At 61.2% G+C, this 17,228-nt stretch carries 14 protein-coding genes; 6 read left to right on the forward strand and 8 right to left on the reverse strand.

Going from position 1 to position 17,228, the window contains the following annotated elements:
* The first annotated feature begins 1 nt into the window (after window position 1).
* Window positions 2-2,950: an HD domain-containing phosphohydrolase gene (locus J3Q04_RS16910; RefSeq protein WP_434610434.1), complete on the forward strand. Its 2,949-nt coding sequence runs from the start codon at window positions 2-4 to the stop codon at window positions 2,948-2,950.
* Here J3Q04_RS16910 and J3Q04_RS16915 read toward each other — a convergent pair whose 3' ends face one another.
* The gene (locus J3Q04_RS16915; RefSeq protein WP_434563150.1) at window positions 2,951-3,433 is read right to left on the reverse strand and encodes a GAF domain-containing protein; all 483 of its coding nucleotides are present in this window, start codon (window positions 3,431-3,433) and stop codon (window positions 2,951-2,953) included.
* On the reverse strand, window positions 3,430-4,320 hold the full coding sequence (locus J3Q04_RS16920; protein ID WP_434563148.1) for an ATP-binding protein: 891 nt from the start codon (window positions 4,318-4,320) through the stop codon (window positions 3,430-3,432). The genes J3Q04_RS16915 and J3Q04_RS16920 overlap by 4 nt, the downstream gene beginning before the upstream one ends.
* 163 nt (window positions 4,321-4,483) lie before the next feature.
* Between J3Q04_RS16920 and J3Q04_RS16925 the strand changes: the two genes are divergently transcribed.
* Window positions 4,484-6,805, forward strand: a complete 2,322-nt coding sequence (locus J3Q04_RS16925) for a response regulator (protein ID WP_434563146.1) — start codon at window positions 4,484-4,486, stop codon at window positions 6,803-6,805.
* On the opposite strand, the gene J3Q04_RS16930 is transcribed toward J3Q04_RS16925, so the two are convergent.
* The 3 genes from J3Q04_RS16930 to msrB all read right to left on the reverse strand — a co-directional run bounded on the left by J3Q04_RS16930 (window position 6,789) and on the right by msrB (window position 8,393).
* On the reverse strand, window positions 6,789-7,250 hold the full coding sequence (locus J3Q04_RS16930) for a MarR family winged helix-turn-helix transcriptional regulator (protein ID WP_434563144.1): 462 nt from the start codon (window positions 7,248-7,250) through the stop codon (window positions 6,789-6,791). The genes J3Q04_RS16925 and J3Q04_RS16930 overlap by 17 nt on opposite strands.
* Window positions 7,247-7,732 carry a glutathione peroxidase gene (locus tag J3Q04_RS16935; protein WP_420764789.1) on the reverse strand — a complete coding sequence of 162 codons (486 nt, stop codon included), beginning with the start codon at window positions 7,730-7,732 and terminating at the stop codon, window positions 7,247-7,249. The genes J3Q04_RS16930 and J3Q04_RS16935 overlap by 4 nt, the downstream gene beginning before the upstream one ends.
* 265 nt (window positions 7,733-7,997) lie before the next feature.
* A complete protein-coding gene (gene msrB / locus J3Q04_RS16940; RefSeq protein WP_420764790.1) occupies window positions 7,998-8,393 on the reverse strand; it encodes a peptide-methionine (R)-S-oxide reductase MsrB in 396 nt (131 codons plus the stop codon).
* Window positions 8,394-8,613: 220 nt separating this feature from the next.
* Between msrB and J3Q04_RS16945 the strand changes: the two genes are divergently transcribed.
* Both J3Q04_RS16945 and htpX read left to right on the forward strand, forming a co-directional pair.
* A complete protein-coding gene (locus J3Q04_RS16945; RefSeq protein ID WP_420764791.1) occupies window positions 8,614-9,825 on the forward strand; it encodes a pyridoxal phosphate-dependent aminotransferase in 1,212 nt (403 codons plus the stop codon).
* A 301-nt stretch (window positions 9,826-10,126) separates the two neighbouring features.
* The gene (gene htpX / locus J3Q04_RS16950; protein ID WP_003183732.1) at window positions 10,127-11,014 is read left to right on the forward strand and encodes a protease HtpX; all 888 of its coding nucleotides are present in this window, start codon (window positions 10,127-10,129) and stop codon (window positions 11,012-11,014) included.
* A 48-nt stretch (window positions 11,015-11,062) separates the two neighbouring features.
* On the opposite strand, the gene J3Q04_RS16955 is transcribed toward htpX, so the two are convergent.
* The gene (locus J3Q04_RS16955; RefSeq protein ID WP_434610428.1) at window positions 11,063-11,767 is read right to left on the reverse strand and encodes a thiopurine S-methyltransferase; all 705 of its coding nucleotides are present in this window, start codon (window positions 11,765-11,767) and stop codon (window positions 11,063-11,065) included.
* Window positions 11,768-11,871: 104 nt separating this feature from the next.
* Here J3Q04_RS16955 and J3Q04_RS16960 point away from each other — a divergent pair, with 104 nt between their 5' ends.
* The gene (locus J3Q04_RS16960) at window positions 11,872-12,639 is read left to right on the forward strand and encodes a DODA-type extradiol aromatic ring-opening family dioxygenase (protein WP_434563140.1); all 768 of its coding nucleotides are present in this window, start codon (window positions 11,872-11,874) and stop codon (window positions 12,637-12,639) included.
* Window positions 12,640-12,839: 200 nt separating this feature from the next.
* Here the strand turns inward: J3Q04_RS16960 and J3Q04_RS16965 are convergent, their stop codons facing one another.
* The gene (locus J3Q04_RS16965) at window positions 12,840-14,513 is read right to left on the reverse strand and encodes a DEAD/DEAH box helicase (protein WP_030141884.1); all 1,674 of its coding nucleotides are present in this window, start codon (window positions 14,511-14,513) and stop codon (window positions 12,840-12,842) included.
* A 465-nt stretch (window positions 14,514-14,978) separates the two neighbouring features.
* Window positions 14,979-15,734, reverse strand: coding sequence for a spermidine synthase (locus J3Q04_RS16970; RefSeq protein ID WP_434610425.1), 756 nt, complete (start codon window positions 15,732-15,734; stop codon window positions 14,979-14,981).
* Window positions 15,735-15,875: 141 nt separating this feature from the next.
* On the opposite strand from J3Q04_RS16970, the gene J3Q04_RS16975 reads away from it, so the two are divergent.
* Entirely contained in the window at window positions 15,876-17,222 is a 1,347-nt protein-coding gene (locus tag J3Q04_RS16975; RefSeq protein ID WP_420764795.1) for a class II 3-deoxy-7-phosphoheptulonate synthase, read from the forward strand.
* Window positions 17,223-17,228: the final 6 nt, after the last annotated feature.

Raw genomic sequence — 17,228 nt, forward strand, 5'->3', positions numbered from 1 at the left:
AATGCCCAGCGCACCGCGTCCGCAAAAACGCCGGTTTCCCCTGCACGTTCATATCAGTGTGATGTTCACGCTGCTCTTGCTGCTGACCGGTGTGGTGCTGGGCGTCTTCAACTATCGGCAAACCACCCAGATCATCCTGTCTGGCAGCGAACAGCTGTTCAATCGAATCGAACAGGACGTGCGCCTGGACCTGTACGACACTTATGAACCGATCCGCCATCTGCTGGGCCTGCTGGCCCACTACCCGGCGACGCGCGAACCGGGGATGGCCCAGCGACTGACGCTCCTCGCCCCCTTCACCCAGGCACTGCGGGACAACCCGAACCTGGCATCGCTGTACCTGGGCGATCGCGACGGCAATTTCCTGATGGTCCGGCCTTTGGGCTCCGAGGCCTCGAAGACGGCGATCAAGGCACCGGCTGCCGCGCGCTACGAGGTCTGGACCATCGAGCGCACGGCTGACGAAGGCCAGGTGCTCTCCCAATCATTGTTCTACGATCAGGCCCTGGCGCTCATCGGTCGCCGCGACAACTCAGGCGGGACCTTCGATCCGCGCAGCCGCGGCTGGTTTCGCAGCGCAATGGACACCTCCGAACAAATCACCACCGAACCCTACGTGTTTTTTTCCAGCCGCAACATCGGCACGACCCTCGCCCGCCGCAGTGGCGATCAGGCCGTCATCGGCGCAGACCTCACCCTGGCCGCCCTCTCCCAGACGCTGGCCAAGCACAAAGTAACCGCCAGTACCGAGATTGTCCTGGCTGATCTGCAAGGCAACGCCGTGGGTTATCCCGACAGCGGCCGGCTGGTGACCGACAGTCAGTCGGCACGCTTGATCAAGGCGCGCGACTTGCACCCAGCCATTGCCGCCGCGCTCGACAACGACACTGATACGCCGCGCCTGGAGGCGGCGGGACGCGAGTGGATCGTTTCTCGCAGCCACATGCAGGAAGGCGGGCCGAAGGGCCTGGAACTGGCGTTGCTGGTTCCGGAAGACGAGTTGCTCGCCGGCGCCTATCGCATGCGCTGGCAAGGCGCGCTGATCACCCTCGCCACCTTGCTGCTGTGCCTGCCCTTGGGCTGGCTGACCTCCAGGATTTTGGTCAAGCCATTGCGGGCCCTGGTGCAAGAAGCCGATGCCATCCGCAGTTTCAATTTCCACTACCCGGTGTCCCGTCGCTCCCCCGTGTTGGAGATTGACCAACTGGGCGTTTCAATGGCCCGCATGAAGGAAACCCTGGCGAGCTTTTTCGAAATCACCGCCAGCCTGCGCGCCGAAACCCGCTTCGCCCCGCTACTGGAGCGAGTGTTGTTCGAGACCGTGAAAATTGGCCAGGCCCAGGCTGGCCTGATCTACCTGCGCGAAAACGATGGCGAGCACATCAAGCCCTGCGGACTGGTCATCGACGGTTCCCCTCGGGACCCGCAAACCTTCGCCCTGCGAGGTTACTCACTGGACGCTGCGGACAATCCCCAATGGCTTCGCGAGCTGGCCGTCGCGCAAACCCTTGTATCGTCCCTGGGTTTCGAACAGGCGGGCGATTTGCGCAGTGTCCTGCTTGCGCTGGACGCGCCACGGGTACACCTGATCGGCATCCGCCTGTGCAATCGTCACCAGGAAACCGTTGGCGCGCTGGTTCTGCTGATCACCGACACCGGCACCGAAGCGGACCTGGAAAAGCTCCAGCCGGATCGCATCGCCTTCCTGCAGGCCGTGTCCGGCACCGCGACGGTGAGCATCGAAAGCCAGCGCCTGCAAGCCAGGCAAAAACAATTGCTGGACTCGTTCATCCAATTGCTGGCCGGCGCGATCGATGCAAAGAGCCCCTACACCGGCGGCCATTGCCAGCGAGTACCGGCCCTGACGCTGATGCTCGCCCAGGCCGCCGCCGCCAGCCCGGCGCCGGCGTTCGAAAGCTACCGCCCGACCGAAGACGAATGGGAGGCGCTGCACATCGCGGCCTGGCTACACGACTGTGGCAAGGTGACCACGCCCGAATACGTGGTGGACAAAGCCACCAAGCTGGAAACCCTGAACGACCGTATCCACGAGATCCGTACCCGCTTCGAAGTCCTCAAGCGTGACGCCTGGGTCGACTACTGGCAGGCGCTGGCAACCGGAGGCGAACCCTCATCCCTGGCAGAGCAACGCGACGCGACACTGGCCGCCCTCGACGATGACTTCACCTTTGTCGCACGCTGCAACCTGGGCTCCGAAGCCATGGCCGATGCCGACCTGCAACGCTTGCAAACCATCGCCCGCCGCACATGGACCCGGACCCTGGACGATCGCCTGGGGGTTTCCTGGGAAGAAAACCGCCGCCAGGCGCGCACGCCCAAGCCGACATTGCCCGTGAATGAACCGTTGTTGATGGACAAACCCGAGCATCTGTTCGAGCGGCACGAGGCCGAGTTGATTCCAGAGGACAATCCCTGGGGCTTCCAGCTCGATGTGCCGACCTGGAAATACAACCGCGGCGAACTCTACAACCTCAGCATCACGCGTGGCACGCTGACCCGCGAAGAGCGCTACGTGATCAACCACCACATGGTCCAGACCATCCTGATGCTCAGCCAGTTGCCCTTCCCCAGCCACCTGGAAAATGTTGCGGAAATTGCCGGCGGCCACCACGAGAAAATGGACGGCACCGGCTACCCCAAGCGATTGAAGCGTGAGCAGATGAGCCTGCCGGCTCGAATGATGGCGATTGCCGATATCTTCGAAGCCCTGACCGCGGCCGATCGCCCCTATAAAAAAGCCAAGAAGCTGAGCGAAGCCCTGGGCATCATGGCCACCATGTGCCGTGACGCCCATATCGATCCCGAGCTGTTCGGGCTGTTCATCGAAGAAAGAATCTACCTGCGCTACGCCGAGGCGTTTCTCGACCCGCTCCAGATCGATGAAGTCGACCCGGGCGACCTATTGCTCAGGGCTGGATTGAAAGCATGATCAGCAATCGGTCAGGCGCAGGAATATCGCCGCCAACTGTTCGATACCGGCCTGGTCATGCTCGCTGAAGCGCGCCAGTTTGGGACTGTCCAGGTCCAGCACGCCGACCAGGCGCCCGTCCTTGACCAGCGGCACCACCAACTCGCTGTTCGAGGCGCTGTCGCAGGCGATATGCCCGGGGAACGCATGCACGTCCTCGACGCGCTGGGTCTGGCGGGTCGCCGCAGCGGCGCCACACACGCCGCGACCGAAGGGAATCCTTACACAAGCGATCTGCCCCTGGAACGGCCCCAGCACCAGCTCATCGTTGCGATTGAGGTAAAAACCGGCCCAGTTGAGGTCGTCCAGCTGACTGAACAGGAACGCCGAGAACTGTGCGGCGTTGGCGATGAAATCGCGCTCATCCGCCAGCAGCGATTGCAACTGTGCCGATAACAAGCCATAGCCTTCGAGGCCTTCGCCAGTGCTTTTCAAATCGATCATGCATCTTGCTCCAGCAATTTCAGGCCCACCCAATAACGGGCAAATTGATAGGCGCAACGTCCGTTGCGATTGCCGCGTCCGGTCGCCCAGCGAACCGCTTGTATTTCCAGCGCCTCGTCACGCTGCCAGGCCAGCCCGGCCTTCGCCGCGAGCTCGCCGATCCAATGCTCCACCACGTCGAGAAAATGCTCTTGGGTGAACGGATAAAACGACAGCCAAAGCCCGAAACGGTCAGACAAGGCAATCTTGTCCTCCACGGCTTCGCTCGGATGAAGCTCGCCGTCGACCCGCTTCCAGTTCTCGTTGTCGCTTTCCTTTTCCGGCACCAGATGACGACGGTTCGAGGTGGCATACAGCAGCACGTTGTCCGGGGCCTGTTCGAGGGATCCGTCGAGCACGCTCTTGAGTACGCGGTAGTCACCTTCGCCGGACTCGAACGACAAGTCATCGCAGAACACCACGAAGCGCTGGGGCAATTTCGCCACTTGCTCGACCACCCGAGGCAGATCGGCCAGATGATCGCGTTCGATCTCGATCAAGCGCAGGCCCTGGCCAGCATGTTCGGCCAGCAACGCACGTACCAACGAAGACTTGCCCGTGCCGCGCGAGCCCCACAGCAAGGCGTGGTTGGCAGGCATGCCATCGATGAACTGCCGGGTGTTGCGCCCCAACTGTTCGACCTGGCGATCAACGCCAATCAGGTCCGACAAGCGCATATCGAGGCTGACCTGGAGCGGCAGGAGAAAACCGCCGCGCCCGTCGCGCTGCCAACGGGCGGCCAGGGTCTGGTTCCAGTCGATGGCGGGCCGTGGCGCAGGCAAAAAGGGCTCGATACGGGTCAGCACCGCATCGGCGCGTTCAAGAAAAGCAATCAATCGGGCGTCCACGTCTTTTCCTCGGACAGGTTCACGGTAATGATGACGCTACAGCGACGAAACGACAAAGCCGATGGCGGGTCTGTTTCACACACTACATACCGGCCGCACCGATATTCAGAGATGATCAGCTATGCTTGACCGGCGAAGGGAAACGTAAGTGGTTCACCATTCCATGGACATCAGGTTCACCCAACGGTTGTCGTACAAACAGGCCCGACTGACCGTCCTGGTGGGTTTCGTGCTGGGTACTTTATTAAGCCTGGGACAGATCGGCATCGATTATGCCAGCGAAGACGCATCGATCAACCGTGAAATCCTCTCGCTGTTGGAAATCAGCCACAACCCGGCCTCGCGCATCGCCTACAACATCGACGCCGAACTCGCTCAGGAACTGGCCCTGGGCCTGTTGCGCTCGCCGGCCATCATCGGTGCCGAACTCATCGACAACAACAATACGGTCCTGGCCAGCGTCAAACGTCCCGAGCTGCAGAGCAACAATCGGTTCATCAGCGACTTTCTCTTTGGCGCCCAGCGCCAGTTCGAAGACCGGCTCTACCTGACCCATCTGCCCGGCGAGTCCCTGGGAGTGTTGCGGCTGGATGTCGACACCTATTCGTTCGGCAGTCGCTTCCTGCGCCGGGCCGAGATCACCCTGCTCAACGGTTTCGCTCGTAGCCTGATCCTGACCGGCCTGTTGCTGGCGCTTTTCTACGTCATGCTGACCAAGCCCTTGGTGCGGGTCATCCGCGAGCTGAGCAGCCGCGACCCCAGTAGCAGCGAACAGAGCCCACTGGAATGCCCCTCCGGCCACCAATACGACGAAATCGGCGTGCTGGTTTCAGTCGCCAACCAGCAGTTCGAAAATATCTCCACCGAGATCCAGCAGCGACGCACGGCTGAAAACCGCCTCACCGATTACCTGGCGCAATTGGAAAATATCGTTTCGGCGCGCACCGCCGAACTCAAGGCCATCAATGCCCGCCTCAGCCAGTCCAACGAAGAACTGGAGGTCGCCCGGCGTACCGCCTTGGACATGGCCGACACCCGTTCTGCATTCCTCGCCAACATGAGCCATGAGATCCGCACGCCACTCAATGGCCTGCTCGGTATGATCGCCCTGTCCCTGGATGGCCCACTGACCGCTGAACAGCAGCAACAGCTGTCGATCGCCCACGACTCGGGCAAAGTGCTGGTCGAGTTGCTGAACGATATCCTCGACTTGTCCAAGTTCGATGCCGGCCAGCTGGAGCTCGAACGCATCCCGTTCGACCTGGGTTCCCTGGTCGAAGACACCGCCAACCTGCTTTCACAAAATGCCGCCCCGAGCGTCGAACTGGCGTGCCTGATCGAGCCGCAGTTTCCCGCGCAGGTACTGGGCGACCCGACCCGCGTCCGCCAGATCGTCAGCAACCTGCTGTCCAACGCATTGAAGTTCACCCGCTTCGGCCGGGTCGATGTGCGCTTGAGCCAGTATGAGGGCGGCGTGCGGATCGAGGTCTGCGACACGGGCATCGGCATCCCCCAGGAGGCCCAGGCGCGGATCCTCCAGCCGTTCACCCAGGCCGGCGCAGGCATTACCCGCCAGTTCGGCGGCACCGGGCTGGGGCTGGCATTGACCTACAACCTCTGCGAAGCCATGCAGGGCCGGCTCACGATCAGTTCCGAGGCCGGCTTCGGCAGCCAGTTCTGTGCCGACCTGCCGTTGCCTTGCCACACCCCTGCCGTCCCCGTCGTACGCTTGCATGGCAACGTCGTGGCCATCACCACCGCGAACAGCGGGCTGGCCGAACTGCTGGGCATGTTGCTACCCGCCTGGGGATTGGATTATGTCCAACGTTCCGTGGATGACGGGCTGCTGGGGCTCAAGCCCGACATCCTGATCACCGATTGCCCGGAATGCCTGTTCAACCTGCGGCCGACCTTCGACGCCACCATTCTGCTGGTTACCGCCTATGGCAGTTTCATGCCCAGCGAAGAAGCGAGCGCCCTCGCCCCATTGCTGCAACAGGCCCGGCCGCTAGCGCGCCATGCGCTTTATCAGGTCCTGCGTCGCGCCTTGCAAAGCGAGGCGACCACGATCAATGAGGCGCAGATCGACGCATTGCCGCCCACCCTGCGTGCTCGTGTCCTGTTGGTGGAAGACAACCCCGTCAACCAGCTGGTGGCCAAGGGCATGCTGGTCAAACTGGGTTGTGAAGTGGTTGTCGCGGCCCACGGCGCCGAGGGCCTGGATCAGCTCGAACAGCGGGAATTCGACCTGGTCCTGATGGACTGCAACATGCCGGTCATGGACGGCTACGAAGCCAGCCGGCAGATCCGCCGCAGCGGGCGCTGGCCCGACCTGCCGATTGTCGCGCTGACCGCCAACGCCATGCCCGAGGAACGTGAGCGCTGTCGGGCCGCCGGCATGAGCGACTATTTATCCAAGCCGTTCCGTCGCGAAGAACTGGCCGCATTGCTGGACCAATGGGTGCCCACTACGTCAGCGCTTTGATCTGGGCCAACAAATGATCGAGGCCGTCACGCAGCTCTCCCACGCGATCCAGATCAATACCGCTGTCACACAGCAAGCGAGCCTTGAGCGGGCCGACCTGCTCACGCAAGGTCCGCCCGCGCTCCGACAGGCTCAAATGCACTTCGCGTTCATCACGTGCCGATCGTTGCCGCTGGACCAGCTCCAGTTGTTCCAGGCGCTTGAGCAACGGCGTCAGCGTGCCGGAATCAAGCAGCAAGCGTTCGCCCAGGGCTTTGACGGTCGGTTGCTCCGGCGGGCTCACCTGCCATTCCCACAGTACGAGCATCGCCAGGTATTGCGGATAGGTCAGGCCAAGCTGATCCAACATCGGCTTGTAACCCCGAATCACCGCCCGCGACGCGGCGTACAACTTGAAGCACAACTGGCTGTCGAGCTTCAGCGAATCGACTGACAGATCATTCATTTGAGCAGGGCTTCGATCTCGGCGGTGAGGTCTTGGGGCTTGGTGGTCGGGGCAAAGCGCTTCACCACTTGGCCGTCCTTGCCGATCAGGAACTTGGTGAAATTCCATTTGATGCCCTTGGACCCCAGCACCCCAGGTGCCCGCTGCTTGAGCTGCACGAACAACGGATGGGCATTGGCACCGTTGACCTCGACCTTCTTGAACAATGGAAAGCTCACGCCGAAATTGAGCTCGCAAAACTCAGAAATCGCCCCCTCGTTGCCTGGCTCCTGCTTGCCGAACTGATTGCAGGGAAAACCCAGCACCACCAGCCCCCGGTCCTTGTAGGACTGCCACAACGCCTCGAGCCCCTTGTACTGCGGTGTGAAACCACATTGGCTGGCGGTATTGACCACCAACACGGCCTTGCCGGAAAAATCGGCCAGGGTCTTTTGCTCGCCCTTGATGGTCGTGCACGGGATGCTTAGCAGATTGTCGGTCATGAGGGCAGCTCCTGAAGAGGTTGGGAGAATGAAGATAGCGACCAATTAAATTGCGTGCAATTTAATTCTCGGAACACCTCATGGATCATGATGCTGCTGTGACTGTTGTGATGAGCCATGGGTGTTGTGGCGAGGGCGCTTTCTCCCGCTCGGCGGCGCAGCCGTCGTAAACCCAGCTGACGCGGTCCGTCTGGCAAACAGCGTTGGGGCGGCTGCGCCACCCAGCGGGAGCAAGCTCCCTCGCCACAAAGGACCGCGTAGAACGTTACTCCCGAGGCACGAGATCCAGGCACACCGAGTTGATGCAATAACGCAGGCCGGTGGGCGGCGGGCCGTCGGGGAAGACGTGCCCCAGGTGCGCGTCGCATTTGGCGCAGACCACCTCGGTGCGGATCATGCCATGGCTGACATCCCGCACTTCCACCACCGCGCTGCCTTCGATGGGCGCATAGAAACTCGGCCAGCCACAGCCGGAATCGAACTTGGTCATCGAATCGAACAACGGCTCGTTGCAGCAGATGCAGTGGTAAACACCGTCGGTCTTGGTCCCGTTGTATTTGCCGGAGAACGGTCGCTCGGTGCCTTTGAGCCGACAGACGTTGTATTGCTCCGGGTCGAGCATTTCACGCCACTCTTCAAGGGTTTTCTGCAACTTTTCCATCGTCCTACCTCGGCAATTGAAAAAGCCCGATCCGACGCTTTTCCGCAGATCGGGCGGCACGTATGATTGCGCCTCGTCAGGTGCCAGTCTGGCAGCCACGTCATGCGCATTCAAATGGATTGTGGCGCATCTACCGCGTCCGGCCCGGGCACAGACGCAGGATCCCCAGTACGGTAGTTCACACGCCGCCTGGATCGTTCATTTTCGGGAACACATCGCCATGCAGGTCAGCAAATCGAACAAGCTCGCCAACGTCTGCTACGACATTCGCGGCCCGGTGCTCAAGCACGCCAAACGCCTGGAAGAGGAAGGCCACCGCATCCTCAAGCTGAACATCGGCAACCCGGCGCCCTTTGGTTTCGAAGCCCCCGATGAAATCCTCCAGGACGTCATCCGCAACCTGCCGACCGCACAGGGCTACAGCGACTCCAAAGGTCTGTTCAGTGCGCGCAAGGCCGTGATGCAGTACTACCAGCAGAAGCAGGTCGAAGGCATCGGCATCGAGGACATCTACCTGGGCAACGGCGTGTCCGAGCTGATCGTCATGTCCATGCAAGCCTTGCTCAACAACGGCGACGAAGTCCTGGTGCCGGCGCCGGACTATCCGTTGTGGACCGCTGCCGTGAGCCTGTCCGGCGGCAACCCGGTGCATTACCTGTGCGACGAGCAGGCGAACTGGTTCCCTGACCTGGCGGACATCAAGGCCAAGATCACCCCGAACACCAAGGCCCTGGTGATCATCAACCCGAACAACCCCACCGGCGCCGTCTATTCCAGAGAAGTGCTGCTGGGCATGCTGGAACTGGCCCGTCAGCACAACCTGGTAGTGTTTTCCGACGAGATCTACGACAAGATCCTGTACGACGATGCCGTGCACGTCTGCACCGCGTCCCTGGCGCCGGATCTCCTCTGCCTGACCTTCAACGGCTTGTCGAAGTCCTATCGCGTCGCCGGCTTCCGCTCCGGCTGGATCGCCATCTCCGGGCCCAAGCATCACGCCCAGAGCTACATCGAAGGCATCGACATGCTGGCCAACATGCGCCTGTGCGCCAACGTGCCGAGCCAACACGCCATCCAGACGGCATTGGGCGGCTACCAGAGCATCAACGACCTGGTCTTGCCCCAGGGCCGGTTGTTGGAACAACGCAACCGCACCTGGGAACTGCTCAACAACATCCCAGGCGTCAGCTGCGTCAAGCCGATGGGCGCCTTGTATGCGTTCCCGCGCATCGACCCGAAAATCTGCCCGATCCACAACGACGAGAAATTCGTCCTCGACCTGCTGCTTTCCGAAAAGCTGCTGGTCGTCCAGGGCACGGCGTTCAACTGGCCATGGCCGGATCATTTCCGTGTCGTGACCCTGCCGCGAGTCGATGACCTGGACCAGGCCATCGGACGCATCGGCAATTTCCTAAAGTCCTACCGCCAGTAGCCCGGTCAGCGTGCGAGGCCCCTCGCCTCGCACGCTGTCTGATTCAGCAACATATCCGATCTTTGCGCGCCGGCAGGCCTTCTACACTGGGAAACCAGCGACCTTAGGAAGAGGAAACTCAACGTTCACGGGGCAAGGGCGACAAATCTCGATTCCACGATCACTTTCAGAAAAGTCTTTCAAACATTTAGGACGCGTGTAGGACACAGTTTGAAATAGTAGGCGAGTTGAATAGCCTGCGGCAGCACCTTATATACCCCGCATAACGCTACATCTTTAGCATGAGGAGATTGCTACCACCATGATGCGCATCCTGCTGTTTTTGGCCACTAACCTGGCGGTCGTGCTGATTGCCAGCATCACCCTGAGCCTTTTCGGCTTCAACGGGTTCATGGCGGCCAACGGGGTTGACCTCAACCTCAATCAGCTGCTGATCTTCTGTGCGGTGTTCGGTTTCGCCGGTTCCCTGTTCTCGCTGTTCATTTCCAAATGGATGGCGAAGATGAGCACCGGTACCCAGATCATCAGCCAGCCGCGCACTCGCCACGAACAATGGCTGCTGCAGACCGTCGAGCAACTGTCTCGCGAAGCCGGTATCAAGATGCCCGAAGTCGGGATATTCCCGGCCTACGAGGCCAACGCCTTCGCGACCGGTTGGAACAAGAATGATGCACTGGTGGCGGTAAGCCAGGGCTTGCTCGAGCGGTTCTCACCGGATGAAGTCAAGGCGGTGCTGGCTCACGAGATCGGCCACGTGGCAAACGGTGACATGGTGACCTTGGCGCTGATCCAGGGCGTGGTGAACACCTTCGTGATGTTCTTTGCCCGCATCATCGGCAACTTTGTCGACAAGGTGATCTTCAAGAACGAAGAAGGCCAAGGCATCGCCTACTACGTGGCGACCATTTTCGCCGAGCTGGTGCTGGGTATCCTCGCCAGTGCGATCGTCATGTGGTTTTCGCGCAAACGCGAGTTCCGCGCCGATGACGCCGGCGCCCGCCTGGCCGGCACCAGCGCCATGATCGGCGCCCTGCAGCGCCTGCGCGCCGAGCAAGGTTTGCCAGTGCACATGCCCGACACCCTGAATGCCTTTGGCATCAACGGTGGCATCAAGCAGGGCCTGGCCCGCATGTTCATGAGCCACCCGCCGCTGGAAGAGCGGATTGACGCACTGCGTCGCCGTGGTTGATCGCTAGAGCCTCAAAAAGCAGCCCGCAGCAATGCGGGCTTTTTTTTGCTATTCCAAGCGCGGGGGCGGACTTTTCAACGATGGGGTCATTGATTGCACCCCACGACTGGATACCAGATATACCCGCTCATCCAGCCGCTTCACGCCCGCCTGCAAGAACTTCCAACTCTCGCCCAGCACATCCTGTTCGTGCAAGACCTGCAACTCCCAAGCCCCACCCAGCAACCGCTGCACCTCGTCATGCCCTACCGAAAACGGAGGTCCAGGCATCTCGTCCTGGTTGTAATCCAGCGTGATCACCAGCCCGACACAGTCCGGCATTATGCTCTGCAGATGGGCCGCATACCGCTCACGCATCGGCTCGGGCAAGGCGATCAATGCAGCGCGGTCATACAACGTCGCGCAATCGGCTACGTCCAAAGGCGTTAACGCAAAGAAATCACCGCAACGGATTTCAATGGCGCCGGCACGAAATATCTTGAAGGCGCCCTCCTCACTCACGTTCGGCTGGAGCTGATGTTCCTGGAAAAAATCAGTGACGGCTTTTTCCGACAGCTCAATCCCCCGTACGGAAAAACCTTGTTGCGCCAACCACAGCAGATCCAGCGTCTTGCCGCACAAGGGCACCAACACTCGCGTCTCTTCAGGCAACCCCAACTGAGGCCAGAAACGCCGCAGGTAAGGGTTCACTTCAGGCAGATGAAAGCCGATCTGGTTGGTTGACCAACGCTTGTGCCAAAACTCGGGGTCCATGGGGTTCGCTCCATAAATTCGATCAAAACAGCTTAAAACTTGTATTAGATTTCGATCGTTGACCTGACAGAAGATGACACATCTTAACCCTCAGGAGCCCGTCGATGCTGCCCAGCCTGTTTATCTCCCATGGCTCCCCCATGCTTGCCCTGGAGCCCGGCGAAAGCGGTCCGGCCCTGACTCGCCTTGCCGCGCAGTTGCCCAGGCCCAAGGCCATCGTCGTTGTCTCAGCTCATTGGGAGAGTGATGAGCTGCTGGTCAGCGCCAACCCACGGCCACGCACCTGGCATGATTTCGGTGGTTTTCCACCCGACCTGTACAAGGTGCAATATCCCGCCCCAGGCGATCCTCGGTTGGCAACACAGGTCGCCGACCTGCTCAACGCCACGCAGCTGCCGGCACGCCTCGACACGGGACGGCCCGCCGACCATGGCGTCTGGGTGCCGCTGTCACTGATGTATCCCGAGGCGGATATTGCGGTGGTACAGGTCTCTTTGCCTAGCCGTCAGGGGCCAACGCTGCAAACGCGGGTGGGCCGCGCATTGGCAAGCCTGCGGGAACAAGGCGTGCTGGTGATCGGCTCCGGGAGCATCACCCACAACCTGCGGGACCTGGATTGGAACGCCGGCCCCGACAGCATCGAGCCGTGGGCCAAGGCGTTTCGCGATTGGATGGTTGCCAGGCTGGCGTCGAACGACGAGACGGCACTGCATGACTACCGCCGCCAGGCTCCCCATGCCGTGCGCAGCCACCCCAGCGACGAGCATTTGTTGCCGCTGTATTTCGCCCGCGGAGCCGGTGGTACGTTCAGCGTTGCCCATGCTGGATTTACCATGGGGACGCTGGGGATGGACATTTATCGGTTCGACTGATCGCAAACCGAGTCGCGCCAATCGCGAGCAAGCTCGCTCCCACATTGGGTCTTCGGCGCTCAAAAATCCCCTGTGGGAGCGAGCTTGCTCGCGATTGGCCTCCCCGCCGCTCGCATTGAAAAGCGCCAAACGACAGGCAAAAAAAATCCCCGAACCAGTCGGGGATTTTTTCGTGCTCGATCAATCAACCCGTAGGTCGATCAATCCTCGCGGTAGCGACGCAGCTTGAGCTGCTTGCCGGCCACGCGGGTGTCCTTGAGCTTGGTCAGCAACTTCTCCAGGCCATCTTCCGGCAGTTCCACCAGGCTGAAGCTGTCACGCACCTGGATACGACCGATGGCTTCACGAGCCAGGCCACCCTCGTTGAGGATCGCGCCCAGCAGGTTCTTGGCGGCAATGCCGTCACGAGCACCCAGCGCGGTACGGCAGCGAGCACGGCCTTCGGCCAACGGGATCGGTGCACGACGCTCGCGATCACCACGGTCCGGACGATCGCCACTGCGCTCAGGACGGTCGCCACGCGGTGCGTTGTTCGGCACCAGTGGGCGTTCCTTCTCGATTGCAGCCAGGTTCAGCGCTTGGCCGTTGGTGGCCTTGCGCAACAGGGCAGCGGCCAGGGCACGTGGGGTGCAACCGATGTCGGCGGTCAGGCGATCGAGCAGATCACCGTGGGTCGATTCGGCGTCAGCCACCAGCGGCGACAGGCTGTTGGTCAGTTTCTTGATGCGGGCATCGAGAACGGCCTGGGCGTCCGGCAGGCGGACTTCAGCGACCTTCTGACCCGTCACACGCTCGATCACTTGCAGCATGCGGCGCTCACGCGGGGTGACCAACAACAACGCACGGCCTTCGCGACCGGCACGGCCGGTACGACCGATACGGTGTACGTAGGACTCCGGATCGTACGGCATGTCGACGTTGAACACGTGGGTGATACGCGGAACGTCCAGGCCACGGGCCGCGACGTCGGTCGCCACAACGATGTCCAGGCGGCCATCCTTGAGGGAGTCGATCACGCGCTCACGCTGGTTCTGGGCAATGTCACCGTTCAGCGCGGCGGCTTTGTAGCCTTTGGCTTCAAGGGCGCTGGCCAGGTCCAGGGTCGCTTGCTTGGTGCGCACGAACATGATCAGGGCGTCGAAGTCTTCGACTTCCAGCAGGCTGAGAACGGCGGAAGTCTTCTGGTCTGCGTGAACCAGCAGGTGAGCCTGCTCGATCGCGGTGACGGTCTGGGTCTTGCTCTGGATCTTCACGTGCTTCGGATCGCGCAGATGGCGTTCGGCGATGGCACGGATCGATTGTGGCAAGGTGGCCGAGAACAGGACGGTCTGGCGAGTCTCAGGCATGGCCTTGAAGATGACTTCCAGGTCGTCCATGAAGCCCAGCTTGAGCATTTCGTCCGCTTCGTCGAGAACCAGGTGGTTCACGGTGGCGAGGACTTTTTCGTCGCGACGCAGGTGGTCGCACAGACGGCCCGGGGTGGCGACAACGATCTGTGCGCCATTACGGATTGCTTTCAGTTGTGGGCCCATCGGCGCGCCGCCGTAGACAGCCACAACAGTCACGCCTGGCATTTGCTTGGCGTAGGTTTCGAAAGCGGTTGCAACTTGTAGCGCCAACTCACGAGTTGGGGCCAGGATCAGAGCTTGCGGCTCGCGCTTGGACGGATCAATGCGGTGCAGGATCGGCAGTGCGAACGCGGCGGTTTTACCCGTACCGGTTTGCGCCTGACCAATCATATCGTGACCGGCGAGAATGATCGGGATCGACTGCTGCTGAATGGCCGAAGGCTCTTCATAGCCGGTAGCGACTACTGCAGCGACAATATTGGGATGAAGTTCAAGAGCGGCGAAGCCGCCGATTTCCTGGGTCATGGGTCTGCCTCTAAGTGCATCCGCAAAGACCCATGCTCCAAAGCTGCGCATGCCGTGTTGAGACTCAAGAGTCGCCCTGGCAGCTTTGTCGGCGGGGATTTGCGAAAACGAATGAATGAAAAAGAACGTCGCGGAAGCATCCGTTGTGCGGACATGCAACCGAAGCTGGCTTCGGAATATTGCGCTACCTTGACGCGGCCCGGCTAAAGGCCGGCGCGCACTATACCGGAATTCGCCCAAAAAGGGAGCTTTTTTTACTGAAACACTGTTGTAGGGCTCGCGACCAAAAGCCTTGGGGCAGCCGGCTAAAACGGTTCACTTGCGCTGGCGTTCCCCTGTGGCGAGGGAGCTTGCTCCCGCTGGGTCGCGAAGCGGCCCCATCGATTCCAGACTACTGACCCAGGCGTCTGCTTCGCAGCCGAGCGGGAGCAAGCTCCCTCGCCACAAAAGCCCTTGCAGTTCTGATCACGTCGCCGGGCGGATGGCCTTGATCAGCGATTGCAACGAATACCCCAATCGTGGCGCCAGCCCTTCGGCCCGGGCAACCAAGCCTTGCATGTCCAGCGCCTGGTCCAGGTCCGCCGGCACGATCAGGATCACGTTGCCCTCCTTCACCGGCAATTCCCAATAGTGTCGGTGGTACAGGCCACGCAACAATGCCGCGCCCAGGGGCTTGCCGTCATCGGTTGCCCATTGATTGATCACTAGCCAGCCGCCCGGGTTGAGGCGCTTCTGGCAGTTTTCCAGAAAACCCCACGCCAGATGGCCTACGCCGGGGCCGACATCGGTATAGAGGTCGACAAAAATCAGATCGGCCGGCTCCGCCGTTTCAAGCAGTTCCAGGGCATCGCCGACGCGGATGTACAAGCGCGGATCGTCATCCAGCCCCAGGTATTCGATGGCCAGGCGCGGCACCTCGGGGCGCAGCTCGATCGCCTCGACATCTTCCAGCGGCAGAAACTTGAGGCAGGCCTGGGTCAAGGTTCCTGCGCCCAATCCCAGGAAGAGCGCGCTTTCCGGCTGCTCGTGACACAACGCACCGATGAGCATGGCGCGAGTGTAGTCGTATTCGAGCCAGCTGGGATCGGCCGTGAACACGCAGCTCTGCTCGATGGCATCGCCGAACTCGAGAAACCGGTAGTCGGCCACTTCGAACACGCGAATCATGCCGAACTCGTCGTGCACCTCGGCGAGCAAATGCTCGACGCGCTCCTCTGTCATTTCATCTCCTGATGTTGCCGGGCGGCCATGGGCCTGCCCATACGGGGCGAAGGCGCGATTGTCCGCGAAGCAAGCGGAGCAGGTCACGCACTAATTTGCTGATAACATGAGCGCCCGAGCGTAAATCACCTAGAGATCATGATGAGCCAACCCTGGAGCCCTGACAGCTGGCGCGCCCTGCCGATCCAGCAGCAACCCCGATACCCTGACGCGGCGCATCTGCAACGGGTCGAGCAGACCCTGGCCAGCTATCCGCCACTGGTGTTTGCCGGTGAAGCCCGGGAGTTGCGCCGTCAGTTCGCCGAAGTTACCCAGGGCCGGGCCTTTCTGTTGCAGGGCGGCGACTGTGCGGAAAGCTTCGTCGAATTCTCCGCCGCCAAGATCCGCGACACCTTCAAGGTGCTGCTGCAGATGGCGATCGTGATGACGTTCGCCGCCGGTTGCCCGGTGGTGAAGGTCGGGCGCATGGCCGGCCAGTTCGCCAAGCCACGCTCCGCCAATGATGAAACCATCGACGGCGTAACGCTGCCGGCCTACCGGGGTGACATCGTCAATGGCATCGGCTTCGACGAGCAAAGTCGTGTACCGGATCCGGAGCGGTTGCTGCAGTCCTACCACCAGTCCACCGCCACGCTGAACCTGCTGCGTGCGTTCGCCCAGGGCGGCTTTGCCGATCTGCACCAGGTGCACAAATGGAATCTGGACTTCATCGCCAACTCGGCCCTGGCGGAAAAATACAGCCACCTGGCCGACCGCATCGACGAAACCCTGGCCTTCATGCGCGCCTGCGGCATGGACAGCTCGCCACAACTGCGTGAAACCAGTTTTTTCACCGCCCACGAGGCGTTGCTGCTCAACTACGAAGAAGCCTTCGTGCGCCGCGACAGCCTGACCAATGACTATTACGACTGCTCGGCCCATATGCTGTGGATCGGCGACCGAACCCGTCAGCTGGACGGTGCCCACGTCGAGTTTCTGCGCGGGGTGAACAACCCGATCGGCGTCAAGGTCGGCCCCAGCATGAACCCTGACGACCTGATTCGCCTGATCGACGTCCTCAACCCGGACAATGACCCGGGCCGACTGAACCTGATCGCGCGCATGGGCGCCAACAAGGTTGGCGATCACCTGCCGCAACTGCTGCGCGCCGTACAGCGTGAAGGCAAGCAGGTGCTGTGGAGCTCCGATCCGATGCACGGCAACACCATCAAGGCCAGCAGCGGCTACAAGACCCGGGACTTTGCGCAGATCCTTGGCGAAGTAAAGCAGTTCTTCCAGGTCCATGAAGCCGAAGGGACTTACGCCGGCGGTATCCACATCGAGATGACCGGGCAGAACGTCACCGAATGCATCGGCGGCGCGCGCCCGATCACCGAGGACGGCCTGTCGGACCGCTACCACACCCACTGCGACCCGCGGATGAATGCTGATCAGTCGCTGGAGTTGGCGTTCTTGATTGCCGAGACCTTGAAGCAGGTTCGGCGGTGAGTCTGT

It is taken from the genome of Pseudomonas sp. D4-21 (assembly GCF_051132125.1).
GTDB lineage: Bacteria > Pseudomonadota > Gammaproteobacteria > Pseudomonadales > Pseudomonadaceae > Aquipseudomonas.